The following is a 22,215-nucleotide window of genomic DNA, read 5'->3' as shown; positions in this document are numbered from 1 at the left end:
AAAAGGTACAACTACTAAAGTATTGTTTTCGTTGAGTTTTAAGTGTAACAATTGTTACTGAAGAAAGTCTCCTGTCAAGTAATACCCCCTGCAACAAACTGTTCTCAAGCGTTTTGCAAGGGAAATCATGCCCGAGGCAGGCCATGTTTTTTTGGCGATAAAATGATCGTTTTCAATTTAGGCATAATTAAAGCCTGTAACCTTCGTCATAGACCTTCATAATATCCATTGGCCTAAAGGATCAATGCACACTGTATTATTAAATGTCCATCGCCTGAAAACCTTTTATTATTCATTAAATGAACACATTACAAATGAAATTGATTGCCGTCATTGTCTGCAGGCAGCATTCCCTATAAATTGCATAACAAGCTTTTTATCAACCCTTTAAAACAAGATGTCATGGCACTCAATTTTAATAATTATGCGACAGAAGGCAACACATTTATCAAAGCCTACGCGAAAGATCTGGATATGATTGAAGACAGGGACAAGGCCGGAAGAATTCTGATCAGTATTCTTCATGCCTTAAGGGAGGTAATTCCTGTTGAAGAATCCTTTCAATTGATCGCCCAGTTTCCGATGTTTCTTAAAGGAGTGTACGTCAATGGATGGTCTCCGGGTAAAAAAAGAGAAAAGGTGAGGAATTTGGGTGATTTTATAGACCTGGTCAGAAAAATGGATGGAAACACTTCCTTACATGATTTTGGCTCGGATGAAATGGCAGAAAATTACATACTGACAACTTTTATTGCCCTTCGAAGGTATACTTCTTTAGGGGAGATGGAAGACATACGTTCCGGTTTACCTAAGGAGCTGAAACATATTGTTTACCATCAGATCATGTTCTAACAGGTTGATCTTACCAGGCCACAGCTTTTATTGAGCACCTGTTCTTTTTTGCTTTTATCCCGATAAACGGTGATTCCTTTCAGGCCATATTCCCAGGAATTTCGGAAGATCTTTTCTACCTGTTCAGGGCTCACCTTTTCAGGAAGATTTATGGTTTTGCTTACCGCATTATCGGTATAGTTTTGAAATGCCTTTTGATGCCGCAGGTGAAATTCCCAGCTAATCTCCTGGCTGGTTGCAAAACACTTCCTGATCTCCACCGGGATCCAGCCGGCTTGCGCAAGGCTGCCGGTATCATGTACCAATTTTCTTGTACGTGAACCCCATAGCCCTGATGATTTCAGCTTTTCCAAAAGCACAGGTTCCAGTACATACTGCGTCCTATTTCCCAAAATCCCTTCCCGGGTATAGGAGAGAGCGTATAATGGTTCAATGCCATAAGAGGTGCCGGCAATAATAGCGAGTGATCCTGTCGGGGCAATACTGTTGCAGGTTGCATTTCGCATCTTTTTTTTCTCGAAGAACCGGCTTTTGTAATAATTTGGAAACACTCCCTTTTCATCAGCAAGGATACCGGAGGCCAGGTAACTCTCCTGCTGAATAAACTTCATCAGATCGGAACCAAGCTGTACTGCTGCCTCCGAAGCGTATGGAATATCCATCCTGATCAGCATCTCTGCCCACCCCATGACACCCAACCCGATTTTCCGGTTTGCCAGGGTCATCTTTTTCACTTCCGGTAATACATAGTGATTCACGGTAATTACATTATCCAGAAATCTTACTGCAGTATGAATAACAGAGCGCAATTTATCCCAATCAACCTGAACTTCTCCTTTCTCCTGCTGAAGCATTCGTGACAGATTTACCGAACCAAGATTACAACTTTCAAAATCCTCTAAGGGCACTTCTCCACATGGATTCGTACTGGTTATCACACCGTTTTTGATCGGGTTCCGGCGGTTAATGGCATCCAGAAAAATCAGACCCGGATCACCGCTTTCCCATGCATTACGCACAATAGCATCCCAGATCGATCGGGCAGGCACTCTTTGCATAACTTTTTTGGTAAACGGATTCTTAAGTTCCCAGGGCAAGCCCCCCTCCACAGCTTTCATAAAACGATCGGATATACCTACAGAAAGGTTAAAATTTTGAAGGCTCACGCCGTCGCCTTTTGCATTTATAAATTCCAGGATATCCGGATGATCCACGTTCAGTATACCCATATTAGCCCCGCGACGTTTACCTCCCTGTTTTACCTGACGGGTGGCTTCATCAAATACCCGCAGAAAACCAACAGGACCCGAAGCCGGCCCCACGGATCTGCCTGCATCACTTCCCCTGGGTCTCAATTGCGAGAAATTATAACCTGTACCGCCCCCACTTTTATGAATAAGGGAAGCCTTGGTGAGGGATGAGAAAATAGCTTCCAGGTTATCCTCTATTGGCAATACAAAACATGCACTGAGCTGCCCCCCGGTCAAACCCGCATTCATCAGGGTGGGAGAGTTTGGTAAAAACTCCAGACGGCTCATCATTTCAAAGAATCTTTCCGCCCAATAAGCCTGATTGTCCTTTTCAGCTGTGGCTATATATTCAGCAACTCTTTGAAACATGGCTTCAGGACTCTCCATAAGATCGCCATTCTTCTTAAGAAGGTATCTCTGCTCTAACAATTGCATGGCATTTGGTGAAAGCGCGTCCATAAGAATTCTGTTTTATACCAGGTTCCGGTAACTGTAAACTCACAAAGAGGGTGGTTCTAGCCATTATAGTTCCTCAACCGGGGTGTTTTTCTGAAAATCGCACATTAACAAATGCACCCAACACACTGATAATCATCATTATAAATGTATTTATTTCTCTTTAAATTACACCCGGTATCCTCAATTTATTGAGGAGCACTCTGCAGACCACTTTACAGGATAAAAGCCTGCCTGATTTACCACCTCTATAAGGACCAAAACCGGGGAAATCATGAAAAGCATTGAATGGAAAACAGATATACCTATAAATCTGGAACAGGTGTCTCTAAAAGGCAGATTACAAAAACCTGAAAATGCCAGGGGGTTAGTGGTTTTTTCTCACGGTAGCGGCAGCAGTCGTCTCAGTTCACGTAATAATTATGTAGCCTCTGCCCTTTCTTCCCATGGTTTTGCCACTTTGCTGTTTGATCTGTTAACAGAGAAAGAGGACCGGGTATACAGCAATCGGTTTGATATCGACCTGCTTACCGGTCGGCTATTGGAGGTAACCGCCTGGCTGAAGAAACAGCCCGAATTAAGTCATTTAGCAGTAGGCTATTTCGGTGCCAGCACCGGTGCAGCCTCAGCCTTAAAGGCAGCTGCAGTTTTAAAGGATCATATCAAAGCGGTGGTCTCAAGAGGTGGCCGTCCGGACCTGGCCAGCGATGATGAACTTAAGGCCCTAACCACCCCTGTTTTATTGATCGTGGGAGGCTTTGACACCGAGGTTATTTCCCTAAACCGCGAAGCATTCATGATGATACGATCAACTAAGCATTTGGAGATCGTTGCAAATGCTTCCCATTTATTCGAGGAACCCGGCAAATTACAGGAGGTTACTGATTTATCTATTAATTGGTTTGATCAATATTTAAAATTGTAAATCATGTTTTTAGATCGTTCTCATGCCGGAAAATTACTTGCCGAAGAACTAAAACTCCTTCAGGGTCCGGACACCATAGTAGTGGCTATCCCCAGGGGAGGCTTGCCTGTGGGTGCTGAGATCGCGACAGCGCTCAAAGCCCCGCTTGAAATTATCCTTTCCAAGAAAATCGGGCATCCGGCCAACAAAGAATATGCTATTGGAGCTGTCAGCCTGAGTGGTCTTGTGTTGGAACTTCAGGCAGCGGAGATTCCTAAAAGTTATATTGAGGAAGAAACTAAAAGAATACGAAAGGTTCTACAAGATCGACAGGAGATGTATTATCACAACCAGACCCCAAAACCTTTAACGAACAAAACCGTGATCGTTGCAGATGATGGTATTGCTACAGGCAACACCATGCTCTCTACCTTGGAACTGATTAGCAGGGAGTCTCCCAAAAAAGTCGTTCTGGCCATTCCCGTTGCCCCGGAATCAGCCATAAAGAAACTGAAAAAATCTCCGTATATCCACCAGATCGTATGCCTGAAAATTCCGGGACTCTTTAATGCGGTTGGGGCTTATTACCATCATTTTGATCAGGTTAGTGACCGGCAGGCCATAGAGATCCTTGAGGCCCACAGAAATCGTTAAAAGCAAACTCCCTTCAACTTACAGTGATCAGCCGCTCATAAATCCTATTTTGTGATCCTGGGCAGGTACTTCCCAACGAATCATCTCCTTTAAAAACTCATCTACTTTTTCAATGATCAGCCTCTCTGTAACCGTTTCCGGTCTGTAGGTCCCCAGGTCCATGCTGTTTTTGTCCACAACCAGGTTTTCAACTTGCGGAAACAGGATAAACACCACCACATCTCCATTCTGTGCCTGTGAAAACACTAAAGACCCACCGGTTATAAAATCGCCCTCCTTGATCTGACCACTGCTATTTAGAATACTCCCGGGTAGTTCTTTAAAAGTGAGATTGACAGATTCGTTATAAAACATCCAATTTAACTCCTGCACTACCCAGCCTATCTTATATTTTTCTTCGATAGCCTTTAAAGTATTTACTAAAAGATCTTTGGTAGTACTTCTCCATCTCTGCTTCTTTTCGAGAACTTTATTGATCGAAAGCGAATAGTCCTTAACTCTTTCCTCTAAATGATCTATGGTCATAACTACAGATTTTATTGATTAGCGCTCAGGTAAGTCCCATATCGATCAGGGGAGGGTAAGGCTCTCGATGAAAGATCCTTACCAGAGAAAAAACGGCCGTATACTGCTGTAAACAAGCCTTTCATTAAAATTACAGTATTTTAATTGAAGTATCTTAAAGCTATTCCAGTGAATCTTATTCTTTCCGGTTCCAAATAGCCCCTGCTGTGAGTTCGAGCCTGCCTGCGGTAGGCAGGTGCCACGCTGAAAGCGTGGTGTATCGAGAACAATTCGGGCTTAAAAGCCTCTCGATACGATCCCGCTCTGCGTGATCACTAGAGGTGACGCTCGTCATACCACTACACAAGAAATCTAATTACAGCGGTCTCACTAAGACTTTATAGAGTTTTCCTTTTCAGGTTGTATTTACTTTCCCGATTGCCTCCACTGCTGAAATCACCTTAAGTGTTTTCAGCATGGAATCGGGTGTTACAGAAATACTATCAATACCCTCCTGTACCAGGAATTCTGAAAAATCAGGAAAATCGGAAGGTCCCTGACCGCAGATACCCACCTTGACCCCGTGGTTATGCGCAGTACGTATCAGACTTCTGATCATGGTTTTTACCGCCTCATTGCGCTCATCATAGAGGTGGGCCACCAGGCTGGAGTCACGATCAAGCCCCAGGGTAAGCTGGGTCAGATCGTTTGAGCCTATAGAAAAACCGTCTATCATGGGCGCAAATTGCTCAGCCAGGATGATATTGGAAGGGATCTCAGCCATCAGATATATTTCAAGATTGCGCTCGCCGCGCTTAAGGCCGCTCTCTTCCATGATCGTCAAAATCTTTTCCAGCTCTCCGGGGGTTCTGCAAAACGGTATCATGATGGTAATATTATCAAGCCCGAAGTCATCGCGAACCATTTTCAGGGCCTTGCATTCCAGGTCGAAAGCTTCGCGAAAATCAGGGGAATAATACCTGGAGGCACCCCGCCACCCGATCATGGGGTTTTCTTCTTCAGGCTCAAAGAATTGTCCTCCCAACAGATTAAAATATTCATTTGATTTAAAGTCCGAAAGCCTTGTAATAACCCTTTTCGGGTAGAAAGCAGCGGCAATTTTAGCCACCCCCTGGGCGAGATTATTAATAAAAAACTCCTCCTCATTGGTATAGCCCTTTATGATCTTTGCGATCTCGGCACTCAGCTCCTTATCCCCGATCTCACGGTGTTTCAGGAGGGCCATTGGATGTACTTTGATATGATTATTGATGATAAATTCTTCCCTGGCAAGTCCTACCCCTGAATTCGGGATCTTATTAAACTGCAAGGCCAGGTCGGGTGACCCGATATTCATCATGATAGGGGTTGTGGTTTTAGGAAAGTCAGTGTAAGGGGTCTCAATGAGCTTGTAATTCACATGACCCATATAGACCTTCCCCGTAGTTCCTTCGGCACAGGAAACTGTAAGTTCCTGTCCGTCTTTTATTTTTAATGTTGCCTCTGCCGCTCCCACAATAGCAGGAACGCCAATCTCTCTGGCCACTATGGCTGCATGACAGGTACGCCCGCCTTTCTCAGTGATAATGGCCGACGCCTTCTTCATTAAGGGCTCCCAATCAGGATCGGTCATCTCTGTTACCAGGATCTCTCCTTCCTGAAACTCCAGTTCATCAGCACTCCCATCCCTTCCATCGAGGGTAAAGATACGTCTGGCTTTGCCTACCCCTACTTTTTCGCCTACCGCTATGCCTTCCAGAAGCAACTTCTCAGCCAATCCGTTCTCTTCGATCTGGAATTCCCTGATACGATCCTGCTCCTGCTGTGAATGAATGGTCTCCGGCCGGGCCTGTACTATGAACAATTCTCCGGAAAGACCATCTACCGCCCACTCTATATCCATCGGGCACCACCCACCTTTTCTTCCCGAGTAATAATCTTCTATCTTCTGCACCCATCTTGCTAACTGCAGGATCTGCTCATCCTCCAAACAAAAAGCCATTTGCTGTGATTGTTCTACAGGTACTTTTTTAACCGTTTCAAAGGGTTTGTGCCCATAGATAAGTTTATGGGTCTTTTTTCCCAGTTTTTTCTCGATAACAGAAGGATATCCCTTCTTTAATGCAGGTTTGAAGACCAGGAATTCATCAGGCATGATTTCGCCGCCTACCACCAACTCTCCCAAACCGAAGGCTGCATTGATCAACACAAGATCCTTAAATCCTGATTCGGTATCTAAAGAAAACGCTACTCCCGAAACTCCCAGGTCTGAACGCACCATTTTTTGTACACATACCGATAATTTAACAGCGAAGTGATCAAATCCGCGGGAAGAACGGTACGAAATAGCACGGTCAGTGTACAGGGAGGCAAAACAACTCCTGATGGCAGTGAGCAGCATCTCACCTCCCCTGATGTTCAAAAAGGTAGACTGCTGCCCTGCAAAAGAGGCATCAGGCAGATCTTCGGCAGTAGCCGACGAGCGCACTGCTATATCTGTGGCCTCTTGCCCGTATGATTCAGACAGCTCGTAATAGGAGTTCAAAATGGCCTTTTCAACACCCACCGGAAATTTTCCGTTAGAGATGAGCTTTCTGATCTCAGAACCTGTTCTTCTGAGATTTACAATATCATCAACATTCAGCTGCTGTAAGATATCCTCTATCTTTTCCCTCAGATCATTCTCTTCTATAAAAGCATCGAATGCATCGGCGGTAACCGCAAATCCATTGGGGATTTTAATTCCCTGGGCTGTCAGGTTACTGATCATTTCACCTAAAGAGGCATTCTTACCTCCCACCTTCAGAAGGTCGTCCATGCCAATTTCTTCAAGAAAGATCACATAGTTATTGGTTTGGTTTTTGGAAGTCATAATTCATTTTTTTGAAAACTACGAAAACGTTTGCGTAAATTCTTTTCAAAATCGTTGAAGACTTCATAATCAATTTTAAAAAGCACTTTCAATGAGGGATCTACTACATAATTGAGTTAAATTACCAGGGCTTTTTAAACCCTTTGATCATTGTTGTACATTTATAGCTCTAAACATATACTAACCACCCTATTTTAATGAGACTAACCGCCAAACTCTTAATACTATTCCTAGCTATGAACCGACTTTGGGCACAGACACCTCCTGCACAGGACCTAATGAAACAGGACTGGGCTAATTTGCAGAAATACGCAGCAGATAATGAACGTACCTTGGAATCGGCCAATTATCCGGAGGTGGTATTCATGGGAAATTCGATTACCGAGATGTGGGCCGGACAGTTTCCGGCTTTTTTTGAGAAACACCATTTTCTGGGACGGGGTATCAGTGGGCAAACCACGCCTCAAATGCTCATCAGGTTTACCCCGGATGTGATCGATCTGAAGCCAAGAGCTGTGGTTATCCTGGCAGGTACCAACGACATTGCCGGAAATACCGGGTTCAGCACCGAAAAAATGATCACCGATAATATCACAGCTATGGCAAAGCTTGCCGAAGCCCAAAACATCAGGGTAATAATCTGTTCCATCCTTCCCGTCTACGATTACGCCTGGCGCCCCGGTTTGAAGCCGGCAGAAAAGATCATTTCTATCAATAAATTCCTGGAAACCTATGCCCGCGAACACGGGCATGTTTTTGTAGACTTTCACAAGGTGATGAAGGACGAGCGAAACGGCATGCAAACCCAGTACTCAGAAGATGGAGTTCACCCTAATACCGAAGGATACAGGGTCATGGAACCCCTGATACTCAAAGGGATCGAAAAAGCACTGAATACGGAAGACTGAGAAGAATTTTATTTTTCCCCGCTGTTCACGATCTTTGGCAGGATCAAAGCCTTCTTACGGCTTGATTATGTCACTTTATTACCAATAGACTAATTCGTTAAAAATGAAGAAATACTTACACATCTTTAAAATAATCATGGTAGCCTCCGGGTTGTTTATCTCGACCTCCTGTGCTCAAAAAAAAGATACAGAGGTCAACACGCCTGAAGCTGTTGGTTATGAGCCCGAGATCTATGTAGACAACCTGATCAACCCCTGGGGCATGACCTTCTTACCGGACGGGAGTATGCTTATTACCGAACTTAACGGGACACTTATCTTATTCAAGGACGGTGAAAAAACAGAGATCGCCAATGTTCCTGAGGTATTTTATGGCGGTCAGGGTGGTTTACTCGATATTACCCTGCACCCGGATTACGAAAATAATGGCTGGATCTACTTCACTTATTCTTCCCCGGAGGGAGAAAACGAAGGAGGCCACACAGCCCTGATGCGGGCCAGGCTGTCAGAAAACAGCCTGATCGACAGGCAACTGCTGTACAAGGCCACCCCCAACACTACGGTAAACCGCCACTTTGGTTCCAGAATTGCTTTTGACCGGGAAGGCTTTCTTTATTTCAGTATTGGAGAACGCGGAGCAAGGGACGTTAACCCACAGGACCTGACTCGTGATGGTGGAAAGGTGTACAGACTTCATGACGATGGCCGTATTCCTGCAGACAATCCGTTCGTAGATATGGAAAACGCCAAGACAGCCATTTATTCATACGGGCACCGAAATCCGCAAGGCATGGTGCGTCATCCGGAAACAGGAGCTATCTGGACACATGAACACGGTCCACAGGGTGGTGATGAGATCAACATCATTGAAAAGGGTGCTAATTACGGATGGCCGGTGATCAGTTACGGAATCAATTATGACGGAACCACCTTCACCGACCTGACCGAAAAAGAGGGAATGAAACAGCCACTGTACCAATGGACCCCCTCTATTGCTCCTTGCGGAATGACCTTTGTAACTTCAGATAAGTATCCGGAATGGCAGGGAAGTCTTCTTGTCGGATCGCTTAAATTCTTATATCTCGAACGCCTGGTGATCACTGACGATGAGGTGGAAAAGCGGGAAAAACTTTTTGAAGGGGTAGGAAGACTCAGAAATGTAATTGAAGGGCCTGATGGGTATATCTATATCGCTGTAGAAGGCCGCGGTATTTTCAGGATCGTTCCAAAAGCCTGAATACACTGACTCAACCATCATACCTCCACCTGCATCAGAGGGTGGAAAGGTGAGGTCAGAGCGAGAAATGATCGGAAAATGCTGTTTATGTTTTTTAAACAGCATTTCCCTAATTTTGTAATAAATCAACCGAATATGCTTATCATTGGAATTGCCGGAGGAACAGGTTGTGGAAAGACCACTGTGGTTAACCAGATCATCAATGAATTACCTCCCAATGAGGTAGGGATCATATCTCAGGACTCTTATTACAACGATCTTTCCCATCTGCCTATGGAGGAAAGAGTCAAGGTGAATTTCGACCATCCTTCTGCCATTGATTTCAATTTACTCTCCGAGCACCTGATCTCACTAAAATCAGGAAGATCTGTTCAACAACCCGTCTATTCTTTTAAAGCCCATAACCGGACAGGAGAAACCGAGATCACCATTCCGCGAAAAGTAATGATCGTAGAGGGCATTCTTATCCTGACCAATCCTGAGCTGCGAAAACTCTTTGACATTAAGATCTATGTGCATGCCGATTCTGATGAGCGCCTGATCAGAAGGATCAAAAGAGATGTCGAGGAACGAGGAAGAGACATGGAAGAGGTACTCTCAAGGTACCAGACTACCCTGAAACCCATGCACCAGCAATTTATTGAACCTACCAAGGAATATGCCGATATCATCATCCCGAACAATAAGTACAATACGGTTGCAATAAATATTGTAAGAACCATAATTAACGAACGCCTCATATAAATGAACTGGAAAACCATACGCAACAAAAAATGGTTTCGCTGGGGGAGTAACATCTATGTATTAGTTTCTCTCGTCTTTGTGATCTGGATGTTGTTCTTTGATACGAATTCATGGTGGTTTACCCATCGTGAACTGGATCATGAGATCGAGAAACTCCAACTCCAGAAAAAGCATCTGCAGCAGGAAATAGCGAAAGATAAAAAAGCCTTGAAAGCCTTACGCGACAAAAAAGAATTGGAGCGTTTTGCCAGAGAGGAATACTATTATAAAAAAGACAATGAAGAGATCTTCATCATCGAGTATGAAGACAGCCTTAAAACCATCCAAAATGACTGATCATTTATTTGATATGTTCGAAGGGGTAAGTACCAAAGAATGGAAGCAAAAAATTCAATTTGATCTCAAGGGTGCCGATTACAACAAAACCCTGCTTACCGACACCCCTGAACATATTACCATAAAACCTTTTTACCATCCGGATGACCTTTCAGAAACTACCGCAGCACCAACGGCTTCCGGGTCGTGGTCGGCTTGTGAACGCATTTATGTAGCCAACGAAGAAAAGGCTATACAAAAGGCCCGCCTGGCACTGGACAAAGGTGCTGAAAGTCTTCACCTTGTGCTGCATAACAAAACTACAGACCTCCATAAGGTATTTAGTCAGACAGATGCCCCGGGTATACCGGTGTACCTTGAAATGCATTTTCTTTCTACAGAGAAGATCACCGAGCTTTTAAAGGCAGCCGGGAGCCTTCAACAACCTGTCCACCTTTTACTTGACCCTATTGGCGATCTGAATGCTTCAGGCAACTGGCATTATAACAGGAAGAAGGATATGAAACTTCTGGCAGAGATCCTGAAAATGCTCACCGATGAAAACATACCCGGAAGTGATTTTGTAAGATCTCAGGTGGGTGTCAACATGAGCAGGTACCTAAACTCGGGAGCATCAGCTGTGCAGCAGCTGGCCTATGGGATGGCCCATGTAAACGAGTATCTGAATCTCATGGAAGAAAATGAGCTTGACGCCACTCTTCTCTCGCCCTTGTTTTACTGTGGCGCAGGACATCATTACTTCTTCGAGATCGCGAAACTAAGGGCGCTGCGCATTTTATGGAAAACCCTGGCAACGGCCTATAATAACCCGAATGCTGCCCATATTTTGGCCACCCCCGGGAAACGCAACAAAACCCTTTACGATTACAATGTGAACATGCTGCGCACCACCACCGAATATATGAGTGCGGTTATAGGCGGGGCCGATGCAGTTTGCGCACTGCCTTATGACAGTATTTATCACAAAGACAACGCCTTTGGGTCGAGAATAGCCAGAAATCAACTGCTTATTCTCAAGCATGAAAGTTATTTTAAGGCCGTAAACAATGCCGCCGACGGCAGTTACTACATAGAGTCTGTTACCGCAGAAATGGCCGAAAAGGCGCTGGATATCTTTAAACAGATCGAAGCGGGAGGCGGATATTTACAACAGCTTATGGACGGGGCCATTCAGAAAAAGATCAAGGAAACAGCCCGGGAAGAGCAGGAAGCTTTTGAAAAGGAAGAACGCACCCTGGTGGGCACCAACAAATACATCAATCCGGAAGACAGCATGAAAAACAACCTCGAACTGGATCCTTTCTTAAAAAAGGAGGCTGTTAAAACTCTGGTGGAACCCATTATTGAAAAAAGACTTGCAGAGCAGTCTGAAAAAAAACGTCTTAAACAAGAATAAGCCATGAGCAGAAAACAACTTCAAGATCTCACCATAACACCCGGAGAGCCTTCTAAAAACACCGGTAACGGTAAGGTTGAAACTGCAGAAGGCATTGCATTAAAACCAACATACGGGCCGGAAGACCTGAGTAATGTAAATCACCTGGAATTCGCTGCCGGTATCCCCCCCTACCTGAGGGGTCCGTACAGCACCATGTATGTAAGAAGGCCATGGACCATACGGCAATATGCCGGATTTTCTACGGCGGAAGAGAGCAACGCCTTTTACCGGCGTAACCTGGCTGCCGGACAAAAAGGATTATCGGTAGCCTTTGACCTCCCCACCCACAGAGGCTATGATTCAGATCACGAAAGAGTGATCGGAGATGTAGGAAAGGCCGGGGTGGCTATTGACAGCGTGGAGGACATGAAAATTCTTTTTGACCAGATCCCCCTCGATAAGATGTCGGTATCTATGACCATGAACGGGGCGGTGCTGCCCATCATGGCATTTTATATAGTGACCGCAGAAGAGCAAGGAGTACCTCCGGAGCAATTGTCGGGAACCATCCAGAATGATATTCTCAAGGAGTTTATGGTAAGAAATACGTACATCTACCCTCCTACGCCCTCTATGAAGATCATTGCAGATATTTTTGAATACACCAGTAAGCATATGCCCCGGTTCAACAGTATCAGTATATCGGGCTACCATATGCAGGAAGCCGGAGCCTCTGCCGATATTGAATTGGCCTATACCCTGGCCGATGGCCTGGAATACATAAAGACCGGCCTGGAAGCCGGCATGGACATCGACAGTTTTGCTCCGCGGTTGTCCTTCTTTTGGGCCATAGGAATGAATCATTTTATGGAGATCGCCAAGATGCGGGCAGGAAGAATGCTTTGGGCTAAATTGGTCAAGCAATTCAAGCCTAAAAACCCGAAATCGCTTGCACTAAGAACCCATTGTCAGACCAGTGGCTGGAGTCTCACCGAACAAGACCCCTTTAACAACGTTGCCCGGACTTGTATTGAAGCTGCCGCCGCAGCTTTCGGCGGTACACAATCGCTGCATACCAATGCACTGGATGAGGCTATTGCCCTGCCCACAGATTTTTCTGCAAGGATCGCACGAAACACACAGCTATACCTTCAGGAAGAAACCATGATAACACGTACCACCGACCCGTGGGCCGGAAGTTATTACGTAGAGCGCCTCACCCATGAGATCGCCAACAAAGCCTGGGAACTGATACAGGAGGTTGAAGAGCTCGGAGGAATGACCAAGGCCATTGAAGCCGGAATTCCAAAAATGAGGATCGAGGAAGCGGCTGCAAGAAAACAGGCCCGAATAGACAGCGGAAAAGACATTATTGTAGGGGTAAACAAGTACACCCTTGAAAATGAAGATCCGCTGGAAATTCTTGAAGTAGATAACGAACAGGTAAGAAAACAACAGCTTGAACGCCTCGAACAGATCAAGGCAACCAGAAACAACGGGAAGGTGGAAGAAAGTCTGGAAAAACTCACTCAGGCAGCAAAAGACGGTACTGAAAACCTCCTGGCGCTGGCTGTGGAAGCTGCCAGAAACAGGGCCACACTGGGAGAGATCTCCTATGCCCTGGAGAAGGTGTACGGACGATACAAAGCAAAAATTCAATCCTTTAGCGGGGTTTATTCAAAAGAAGTGAAAGACGACACTAATTTCCAAAAGGCCCGGGAGATGGCCGCAAGATTTGAAGAAAGTGAAGGCAGACGCCCGAGGATCATGATCGCAAAAATGGGACAGGACGGCCACGACAGAGGTGCCAAGGTGGTAGCAACAGGCTATGCCGATGTAGGTTTTGACGTAGATATAGGTCCGCTTTTTCAAACGCCTGAAGAAGCTGCGCGTCAGGCCGTTGAGAACGACGTACACATATTGGGGGTTTCATCACTTGCCGGCGGTCATAAGACACTGGTACCCCGGGTAGTCAAAGCCCTGAAAGAATACGGGCGCGAAGATATCATGGTCATAGTTGGAGGGGTTATCCCCCGACAAGACTATGAGGATCTTTTTAATTCAGGAGCCACCGCCGTTTTCGGGCCAGGCACAAAGATCAGCGATACGGCCATTAAAATTCTGGATATCCTCCTGGAAGAGGAATAAACATTAACAAACAAAACAACCTGATATGAACCTTAAAGAAAAAATGTTAAGAGATGACGCCTTAAAGGGCAAAACCATAGTGGTTACCGGGGGTGGTAGCGGACTTGGAAAATCCATGACCCGTTATTTCCTGGAACTGGGGGCCCGGGTAGCCATCACCTCAAGAAGTTTGGAGAAGCTGGAAAAAACCGCCGCTGAACTTACCGAAGAAACCGGAGGAGAATGTTTTGCCGTGCAATGCGATGTACGTCATTATGACCAGGTAGAAGCCATGCGTGACCGCGTTATTGAGAAATTCGGACAGGTAGACGTATTGCTCAACAACGCTGCCGGAAACTTCATCTCTCCCACCGAACGACTTTCTGCCAATGCCTTTGACACCATTATTGATATTGTACTGAAAGGAACCAAGAACTGTACTCTGGCCTTCGGAAAACACTGGATAGACACGGGGCAGAAAAATACAAGTGTACTCAATATTGTTACCACCTATGCCTGGACAGGCTCAGCCTATGTGGTTCCTTCCGCTACCGCCAAAGCCGGTGTTCTGGCCATGACAAGGAGCCTTGCCGTTGAATGGGCAAAATACGGGATGCGATTCAATGCAATTGCCCCCGGACCTTTCCCTACCAAAGGAGCCTGGGACCGACTCTTACCGGGCGAACTCAAAGAAAAATTCGATCTGGCCAAAAAAGTACCCCTCAAGCGGGTAGGAGATCATCAGGAGCTGGCTAACCTGGCGGCCTACCTGGTATCAGACTTCAGTGCCTATCTCAATGGAGAGGTCATTACCATAGACGGCGGTGAGTGGCTGAAAGGTGCCGGACAATTCAACCTGCTGGAGGCTATCCCTGAAGAAATGTGGGACATGCTGGAGGCCATGATCAGGGCTAAAAAAGGGAAATAAACCCCTTTCTGTGTATAACCGTCCTGATTAAGTTATTAACAACACCTATCCCTTTTAAATCGCCTTGTTTGGCAACCCAATAGGGCTCAGAGGGATAGGTTTCACATCCCTTTCAGTTACCGGCAAAGAGAGGCCCGTTGTTAAAAAAATTCATTTTTAATACTGACAAATAATCGTATTTTTACGAGGTAATATCTATTTATTGTTATGGGTAAAATTATTGCTGTCGCAAATCAGAAGGGGGGCGTGGGTAAAACCACCACCTCGGTTAACCTCGCAGCTTCGCTTGGAGTTCTTGAAAAGAAGGTGCTGCTTATTGATGCAGATCCTCAGGCGAATGCCACCTCCGGACTCGGGATTGATGTAGAGGCCGTAGAACACGGATCTTATCAGGTACTCGAGCACTCCTTGCCTGTAGCCGACACCATTATTAAAACAGAATCACCAAATGTAGACCTGATCCCGGCACATATTGACCTGGTGGCTATTGAGATCGAACTTGTAGACCAGGATGAACGAGAGTATATGCTCAGAAAAGCCATTGCTGAGGTCAGAGACAATTACGACTATATTCTTATTGACTGTGCGCCATCATTAGGATTGTTAACCCTGAATGCCCTTACGGCGTCTGATTCGGTTATCATTCCTATTCAGTGCGAATACTTTGCTCTTGAAGGACTCGGAAAACTGCTCAACACTATTAAGAGTGTTCAAAAGATCCACAATCCAAATCTCGACATCGAAGGAATGCTGCTAACCATGTACGATTCCCGCCTGCGTTTATCGAATCAGGTGGTCGAAGAAGTTCAAAAGCACTTCAGCGATATGGTATTCAACACCATCATTCAGAGAAACGTTCGTTTGAGTGAAGCACCGAGTTATGGGGAAACCATAATAAATTACGATGCGACCAGTAAAGGAGCTACAAATTATCTAAATTTGGCCCACGAAATAATTGAGAAGAACAAGCAAGCGGTATAATTCATGGCAAAGGCAACCAAGAAACAAGCTTTAGGAAGAGGACTTTCGGCCCTTTTAAAGGACCCGGAAAATGATATTCAATCGGCGGAAGATAAGAATGCCGATCAGGTAGTTGGAAACATCGTAGAACTGGAATTGGACACCATTGAGGTAAACCCTTTTCAGCCACGTACAAACTTCAACGAAGAGACCCTGCAGGAGCTTGCCGTTTCTATTAAGGAACTTGGGGTTATACAGCCTATTACCGTTCGTAAGATCGACTTTAATAAATACCAGCTGGTATCGGGGGAGCGTCGACTTCGCGCATCTAAGATCGCCGGGTTAAAGACCGTTCCTGCCTATATCAGGATCGCAAACGACCAGGAGTCGCTGGAAATGGCGTTAGTGGAGAACATTCAACGTCAGGATCTGGACCCTATTGAAGTGGCTCTTTCTTACCAACGTTTACTCGACGAGATCGAGATCACCCAGGAAAAGCTGAGTGACCGTGTTGGTAAAAAGCGTTCTACCATTACCAATTACCTCAGACTACTTAAACTTGACCCTATTATTCAAACGGGTATGCGAGATGGTTTTGTGAGTATGGGACATGGCCGGGCATTGATCAATATCGAAGACAAACAAGATCAGATACAGATCTACGAAAAGATCATCTCGAATTCACTATCGGTTAGAGAAACCGAAAAGCTGGTAAGAGATTATCAACTTAAGAAAGAAACCGGGGATAGCAAAAAACCGGCTGCCACCCCCGAAGTTCCCGAATACGTCTCAAACAACCTGGAAGGCCTAACAGAATATTTATCGTCTAAAGTAGACGTAAAAGTTGCCAAAAACGGGAAGGGAAAACTCATTATCCCATTTCATTCGAAGGAAGACTTTTTACGTCTTGCCAAACTCCTTAAGTAGTGCGTTTGAAAAATTTAACGGTTTTTCTCACCTGTCTTTTCTTGTATTGCACAGGCACATTGGTATGCTCGGCACAGGAGACTCCTTCTGTCACGCCTTCAGAACAAGTTGTTACTGACACCCTTTCTAAAAGACAGCAGCGTAAAGCAGTTCGCAAACAACGCAAAGACAGCATTCGTCTGAACCGGGAGATCAATCCACTGGCTCCGGCAAAGGCTGCATTCTATTCTGCCATCTTACCGGGTCTCGGACAGATCTACAACAGAAGTTACTGGAAAGTACCCCTGGTTTATGGAGCTATCGGAACCGGTATGTACTTTTACATAAATAACACCAATGAATACAATCGTTACCGGGATGCCTACAAAAGCAGGTTGGCAGGTTTTCAAAACGATGAGTTCTACGACATCAATAACAGCGGCATCATACCCGGAAGTCCTGATGTGAGTGATGAAGCCTTGAGAAACGCCCAGGAGTTCTACCAGAGAAACAGAGACCTGTCTCTGCTCATTACGGTTGGCTTGTATGCTTTAAATATTATTGATGCCAACGTAGAAGCCCACCTGAAACAATACAACGTGAACGAAGACCTCAGCTTTAAACCTTATATCGAGCAAGACCAAACCACTTTCAACACCAATTTCGGACTCACCTTAAATTTCACCTTCTGAACAGGGCCATGATGAGCAAAAAATAAATTGACTATGAAGATCGCACTTTTTGGATACGGTAAAATGGGGAAAATGATCGAGGGCATTGCTACAAAACGAGGACATGAAATAGTGGCCCGAATAGGCAAAGACGACAACCCGGAGCTCAACGGAGCTGATGTTGCCATCGATTTCAGTATTCCTGAGGCCGCCTTTTCCAATATTACCCATTGCTTTGAAAACAATACTCCGGTGGTTTCAGGCACTACCGGCTGGCTGGAAAAATATTCGGATGCCATTGAGGCCTGTAAAAAGAATAAAGGCGCATTCATTTACGCCTCCAACTTTAGCCTGGGGGTGAACCTCTTCTTTGAACTGAACAAAAAGCTGGCCGCTATGATGGCATCAACCCCTTCCTACGAAGCACGTATGGAAGAGATTCACCATATTCACAAATTAGATGCGCCCAGCGGAACTGCCATAACACTGGCCGAAGGTATTATTGAAAACAGTGCTTATTCCTCCTGGAAACTCGGAGAGTCTAAAGAAAATGAAGTCTCCATTACCTCTAAACGAACAGGCGAGGTGCCGGGCACACATACCATTACCTGGGAAAGCCAGGTAGACCGTATCGATATTACCCATACTGCTCACAACCGGGAAGGATTTGGGCTGGGGGCAGTTATCGCCGCAGAGTGGCTGAAGGATAAAGAAGGAGTCTTCAGCATGAAAGATGTGCTGAACTTATAAAATTCTGTTAGGGAAAGCCTCTTCGGCTTCCCATTAAAAGAAAACATTTATTTTTACCGAACATAACCGAATGCCGGCTAGCTCGGCATAATACCTAAACAACTTACGATGACAGCAATACAGTGGCTTATAGTTTTCTTCCTTATTCAGGTGATCCATTTCCTGGGTACCTGGAAATTGTACAAGAAAGCAGGCCGACAAGCATGGGAAGCGATCATACCGGTTTACAATGCCGTTGTTCTGATGAAGATCATTCGCAGACCGTGGTGGTGGGTCATCCTGTTATTCCTACCCATCATCAACCTCATTATGATCCCCGTTGTTTGGGTAGAAACCATTAGAAGCTTTGGCCGTAACAGCTCCGCAGACACGCTATTAGTTCTGGCCACCCTCGGGTTTTATATTTACTATGTAAATTACTCCCTGGATGTAAATTACATCGAAGACCGTTCTTTACAGCCGAGAACTGCCTTGGGTGAGTGGGTGAGCTCTATATTGTTCGCTGTGGTTGCAGCAACCCTGGTGCATACCTATTTTATTCAACCCTATGTAATACCTACCTCATCTCTGGAGCAAACCCTCCTGGTGGGTGACTTTCTTTTTGTATCAAAATTTCACTACGGCGCTCGTACACCTATGACAACGGTTGCCTTTCCTATGGTGCATGACACCCTGCCCGTAGCCAAAACCAAGTCGTACCTTAAAAAGCCACAACTCCCCTATTTCAGACTTCCCGGTTTCCAGGACGTAAAACGCAACGATATTGTTGTTTTCAGCTGGCCGGCAGATACCGTAGAGCAATTTTTTGTAAAGACCAATAAGCGCATCCGAAAGCCCATCGACAAAAAATCCAATTACGTTAAAAGGTGTGTTGCCATTGCGGGAGACACCCTGGAGATCAGAGATGGGTTCGTTTATATAAACGGAGAAAAGACCAATCTTCCTGACCGTGCTAAGACCCAGTACTCCTACAGGGTTACCTCTTCTAAGGGCGTAACCTCAAAAGCCCTTATGGATGCAGGAGCAAGAGAACTCAATCGTATCTATATAGCCGAAAACCTGAATCAGCAACAGCTGAATGCCGTTTACCCTTACCTGGTTACCCAACCGGAAAGAGATCAACAAGGCGGATGGTATTTACAGACAGGTAAGAACGGCATCCCTATTGATGTGGTTCGCAATTTCCGCCTGGGCCTTAAAGAGATCGCCAATTTCCAAAGGGAAGCTACATTGACCCTGGAAGGTGCTGAAAAGTTGAGAGCTACACCGGGCATTGACAGTGTTATTCGGTATGTAATGCCTAAGGAAGTAGTAAGTGAATCCTTCTTCCCAAACGATGCCGCATATACCTGGAATCTCGACAATATGGGGCCAATTTATATGCCTGAGAAAGGTAAAACCATCAAGCTTACCACCCAAAACCTGCCTTTGTACAAAAAGATCATTCGAGAATACGAAGGCAATACCCTGGATGTACAGGGAAGCCAGGTGATCATCAATGGCGAGGTTACCGACTCCTACACATTCAACCAGGACTATTACTGGATGATGGGAGACAACAGGCATCGCTCTGAAGACAGTCGTTACTGGGGCTTTGTACCTTACGACCACATTGTTGGGAAACCGGTCTTTATCTGGTTCAGTATAGAGAACTTTACCCAGGGATTCAAGAACTGGGAAGTTCGCTGGGATCGCGTGTTCACCACTGTTGGTGGAGAAGGCAAACCCCAATCCTACCTGATCTACTTTTTGGGTGCACTGGCCATTTACTTTGGCTGGTCGCAGTTTAACAAGAGAAAGAAACAGAAAACTACATAAGGCCTGATCAATGAAGTCGTTGCTGCATCCAACATACTTTCCTAACATTAGCCATTTTGCAATAATGGCACAGGGCGCTTTTATTTTTGAAAAAGAAGACAATTATCAAAAGCAAACCTACAGGAACAGGATGTACATCTACAGTGCCAACGGTATACAAATGCTGTCAGTTCCTGTAAAACACCTGGGGGGCGCAGAAGGACATCAAAAATACAAGGCGGTTATCATAGAAGATAATTTTGACTGGAAGAAACAGCACTGGAAAAGTATTCAAACCTCCTATCGCACCTCTCCCTTTTTCGAGTTCTATGAGGATGAGATTGCCCCCTTTTTTCACAAAAAGCATGAGTCTCTTTATGACATGAACCTGGAGTCAGCAGCTCTGATATCGGATATTTTACAGCTGGACATAGCTTTTGAATTTACCTCTGAATACGAAAAAAATCCCGAAGCATATAACGACCTTCGCCCTCTGGCAAATGCCAAAAAACAAGCCCATTTGATCCCTGAAGAATACACCCAGGTATTCAGCGAAAAGCACGGTTATATTCCGAACCTGAGCATTCTGGACCTTCTTTTCAATGAAGGACCAAACACTCTGAATTACCTGGAACGCCAGCAGATCTGATGAACGACCTGATACGTCATTTTATTCATTACGGTATCCATTTTGCTCTACCGCCTCTTATCGCATGGATATGGTATCGCAGATCATTTAAAACAGCTGCCCTGATACTCCTGTCCGGTATTATACTGGATATTGACCACCTTTGGGCCAACCCTGTATTTGACACCGGGCGCTGCTCTATAGGTTTTCACACCCTGCACCAATGGCCCTTTATCGCGCTCTACATCCTGCTTTTTGGAATAAAACAAACCAGAATAGCCGGCCTTGCCTTACTTATCCACATCCTGGCAGACACTGCAGACTGCCTGTTAATGGACTTTTAATTGAGATATGATCGGAAAATGATCAGAGAAAAGTTCGTAACGATTTTTATGGGAAATCACTTCCATAGAAGCATCGGCAAAAATAAAATCGATACGAAGGGGATAGTATTTAAAATAATAGGTTTTACCGGTTCCCTGACCTTTTTCTTCAAAGGTGTCTGTAGCCTCACCTCGGATCTGCTTATAAATAGCAGAGAACTGGGTATTGTTCAGGTCACCACATATAATTGCAGGATGTTCACTGCCATCACGGTGGGCTTCAAATATATCTGCCTGTACTTTTTGTTTGGCGAATGCCGCTCCCATGCGCTTTGCGATCCGGTTTGAGTTTTCCTGAGAGATCTCTTCCTTTTCAGGGTTGATCATAAATGATTGCAGATGGAGATTATACACCCTCACCACCTCATCTCTCAATTGAATATCGGCATAAATGGCATTATTTCCTGAATCCGGAAAATCAAGCGAACCCTTCTCTACGATGGGGTACCTCGAAAAGATCACCTGACCTGTTTGTCCTCCTTTATATTCAGCATACCGGTAAGGATACTGCGAAAAACTTCCTTCCTCATCCCGGTGAAATTCCTGGAAACACAATACATCCGGATCTTCATCACGCACCATCTCAAGAATCCCCTCTTTGATACCGTCTTGAGGTATCCAGCCGTATTTATTGAAGATCCTCACATTATAGGTCATCACCTTTACAGCAGATGAGGTGATCACCGTAGTGGTTCCGCCAAATTTATACAGGGATAAAACACTGGAGTATCCGATAAGCATGACTAAAAAAGACAACCACCATTGTCGTTTAAACCGTATCAGCCAATAGAGCACAAACAGCAGGTTAACCACCACCAGGGCCGGAACGCCGAGACTGAAAATAGATAGCCTGGGAGATATCTCCATTGGGATATAGGGAATAAGCATACCGAAGGCAAGGGCCAGGGCGAACACTATGTTTAAAAGGTAAACTCCCTTTTGTAACCAGCTGAGTTTTTTCATGAAGTAG

Annotated in this window: 21 protein-coding genes; 17 read left to right on the top strand and 4 right to left on the bottom strand. The window is 45.1% G+C overall.

Annotated features, from left to right (window positions below):
• The first annotated feature begins 402 nt into the window (after positions 1-402).
• The gene (locus E7Z59_RS12485) at positions 403-852 is read left to right on the top strand and encodes a DUF2267 domain-containing protein (RefSeq protein WP_136336675.1); all 450 of its coding nucleotides are present in this window, start codon (positions 403-405) and stop codon (positions 850-852) included.
• On the opposite strand, the gene E7Z59_RS12480 is transcribed toward E7Z59_RS12485, so the two are convergent.
• Positions 849-2,561: an adenosylcobalamin-dependent ribonucleoside-diphosphate reductase gene (locus E7Z59_RS12480; RefSeq protein WP_136336674.1), complete on the bottom strand. Its 1,713-nt coding sequence runs from the start codon at positions 2,559-2,561 to the stop codon at positions 849-851. The genes E7Z59_RS12485 and E7Z59_RS12480 overlap by 4 nt on opposite strands.
• A 271-nt stretch (positions 2,562-2,832) precedes the next feature.
• Here E7Z59_RS12480 and E7Z59_RS12475 point away from each other — a divergent pair, with 271 nt between their 5' ends.
• Together E7Z59_RS12475 and E7Z59_RS12470 are read left to right on the top strand one after the other, a co-directional pair.
• Positions 2,833-3,483 carry a dienelactone hydrolase family protein gene (locus E7Z59_RS12475; protein WP_136336673.1) on the top strand — a complete coding sequence of 217 codons (651 nt, stop codon included), beginning with the start codon at positions 2,833-2,835 and terminating at the stop codon, positions 3,481-3,483.
• 3 nt (positions 3,484-3,486) lie between these two features.
• Positions 3,487-4,116, top strand: coding sequence for a phosphoribosyltransferase (locus E7Z59_RS12470; RefSeq protein ID WP_136336672.1), 630 nt, complete (start codon positions 3,487-3,489; stop codon positions 4,114-4,116).
• Between the two features lie 27 nt (positions 4,117-4,143).
• Here the strand turns inward: E7Z59_RS12470 and E7Z59_RS12465 are convergent, their stop codons facing one another.
• The gene (locus tag E7Z59_RS12465; protein ID WP_136336671.1) at positions 4,144-4,641 is read right to left on the bottom strand and encodes a hypothetical protein; all 498 of its coding nucleotides are present in this window, start codon (positions 4,639-4,641) and stop codon (positions 4,144-4,146) included.
• Positions 4,642-5,035: 394 nt separating this feature from the next.
• Positions 5,036-7,492 (bottom strand): phosphoenolpyruvate synthase, encoded by a 2,457-nt coding sequence (ppsA, locus tag E7Z59_RS12460; protein WP_136336670.1) that lies wholly within the window; start codon positions 7,490-7,492, stop codon positions 5,036-5,038.
• Between the two features lie 236 nt (positions 7,493-7,728).
• Here ppsA and E7Z59_RS12455 point away from each other — a divergent pair, with 236 nt between their 5' ends.
• The 14 genes from E7Z59_RS12455 (at position 7,729) to E7Z59_RS12390 (ending at position 21,206) form a co-directional block, all read left to right on the top strand.
• Positions 7,729-8,400: an SGNH/GDSL hydrolase family protein gene (locus E7Z59_RS12455; protein ID WP_242015621.1), complete on the top strand. Its 672-nt coding sequence runs from the start codon at positions 7,729-7,731 to the stop codon at positions 8,398-8,400.
• Between the two features lie 103 nt (positions 8,401-8,503).
• Positions 8,504-9,637 (top strand): PQQ-dependent sugar dehydrogenase, encoded by a 1,134-nt coding sequence (locus E7Z59_RS12450; protein WP_136336668.1) that lies wholly within the window; start codon positions 8,504-8,506, stop codon positions 9,635-9,637.
• Positions 9,638-9,772: 135 nt separating this feature from the next.
• Positions 9,773-10,381 carry a uridine kinase gene (gene udk, locus E7Z59_RS12445; RefSeq protein ID WP_136336667.1) on the top strand — a complete coding sequence of 203 codons (609 nt, stop codon included), beginning with the start codon at positions 9,773-9,775 and terminating at the stop codon, positions 10,379-10,381.
• Positions 10,382-10,717, top strand: a complete 336-nt coding sequence (locus E7Z59_RS12440) for an FtsB family cell division protein (RefSeq protein WP_136336666.1) — start codon at positions 10,382-10,384, stop codon at positions 10,715-10,717.
• Positions 10,710-12,113, top strand: coding sequence for a methylmalonyl-CoA mutase subunit beta (locus E7Z59_RS12435; RefSeq protein ID WP_136336665.1), 1,404 nt, complete (start codon positions 10,710-10,712; stop codon positions 12,111-12,113). The genes E7Z59_RS12440 and E7Z59_RS12435 overlap by 8 nt, the downstream gene beginning before the upstream one ends.
• 3 nt (positions 12,114-12,116) lie before the next feature.
• Positions 12,117-14,243 (top strand): methylmalonyl-CoA mutase, encoded by a 2,127-nt coding sequence (scpA, locus tag E7Z59_RS12430; protein ID WP_136336664.1) that lies wholly within the window; start codon positions 12,117-12,119, stop codon positions 14,241-14,243.
• A 25-nt stretch (positions 14,244-14,268) separates the two neighbouring features.
• Positions 14,269-15,150: an SDR family oxidoreductase gene (locus E7Z59_RS12425; protein ID WP_136336663.1), complete on the top strand. Its 882-nt coding sequence runs from the start codon at positions 14,269-14,271 to the stop codon at positions 15,148-15,150.
• A gap of 207 nt (positions 15,151-15,357) precedes the next feature.
• Complete coding sequence (locus tag E7Z59_RS12420; protein ID WP_136336662.1) at positions 15,358-16,131, top strand: ParA family protein; 774 nt, start codon at positions 15,358-15,360, stop codon at positions 16,129-16,131.
• Positions 16,132-16,134: 3 nt separating this feature from the next.
• Positions 16,135-17,037 carry a ParB/RepB/Spo0J family partition protein gene (locus E7Z59_RS12415; protein ID WP_136336661.1) on the top strand — a complete coding sequence of 301 codons (903 nt, stop codon included), beginning with the start codon at positions 16,135-16,137 and terminating at the stop codon, positions 17,035-17,037.
• Positions 17,038-17,042: 5 nt separating this feature from the next.
• On the top strand, positions 17,043-17,708 hold the full coding sequence (locus E7Z59_RS12410; RefSeq protein WP_242015622.1) for a DUF5683 domain-containing protein: 666 nt from the start codon (positions 17,043-17,045) through the stop codon (positions 17,706-17,708).
• Between the two features lie 33 nt (positions 17,709-17,741).
• The gene (gene dapB, locus E7Z59_RS12405; RefSeq protein ID WP_136336660.1) at positions 17,742-18,437 is read left to right on the top strand and encodes a 4-hydroxy-tetrahydrodipicolinate reductase; all 696 of its coding nucleotides are present in this window, start codon (positions 17,742-17,744) and stop codon (positions 18,435-18,437) included.
• A 108-nt stretch (positions 18,438-18,545) separates the two neighbouring features.
• Positions 18,546-20,255 (top strand): signal peptidase I, encoded by a 1,710-nt coding sequence (lepB, locus tag E7Z59_RS12400; RefSeq protein ID WP_136336659.1) that lies wholly within the window; start codon positions 18,546-18,548, stop codon positions 20,253-20,255.
• Between the two features lie 10 nt (positions 20,256-20,265).
• The gene (locus tag E7Z59_RS12395) at positions 20,266-20,883 is read left to right on the top strand and encodes a WbqC family protein (RefSeq protein WP_136336658.1); all 618 of its coding nucleotides are present in this window, start codon (positions 20,266-20,268) and stop codon (positions 20,881-20,883) included.
• On the top strand, positions 20,883-21,206 hold the full coding sequence (locus tag E7Z59_RS12390) for a DUF6122 family protein (RefSeq protein ID WP_317130472.1): 324 nt from the start codon (positions 20,883-20,885) through the stop codon (positions 21,204-21,206). Before E7Z59_RS12395 ends, E7Z59_RS12390 begins: the two co-directional genes overlap by 1 nt.
• Here the strand turns inward: E7Z59_RS12390 and E7Z59_RS12385 are convergent.
• Positions 21,192-22,208 carry an endonuclease/exonuclease/phosphatase family protein gene (locus E7Z59_RS12385; RefSeq protein WP_136336657.1) on the bottom strand — a complete coding sequence of 339 codons (1,017 nt, stop codon included), beginning with the start codon at positions 22,206-22,208 and terminating at the stop codon, positions 21,192-21,194. The two genes, E7Z59_RS12390 and E7Z59_RS12385, sit on opposite strands and share 15 nt — an antisense overlap.
• Positions 22,209-22,215 lie beyond the last annotated feature (7 nt).

It is taken from the genome of Robertkochia marina (genome assembly GCF_004799345.1).
In the GTDB taxonomy this organism is placed as follows: domain Bacteria; phylum Bacteroidota; class Bacteroidia; order Flavobacteriales; family Flavobacteriaceae; genus Robertkochia; species Robertkochia marina.
This window is presented reverse-complemented; position numbering and strand designations above follow the sequence as displayed.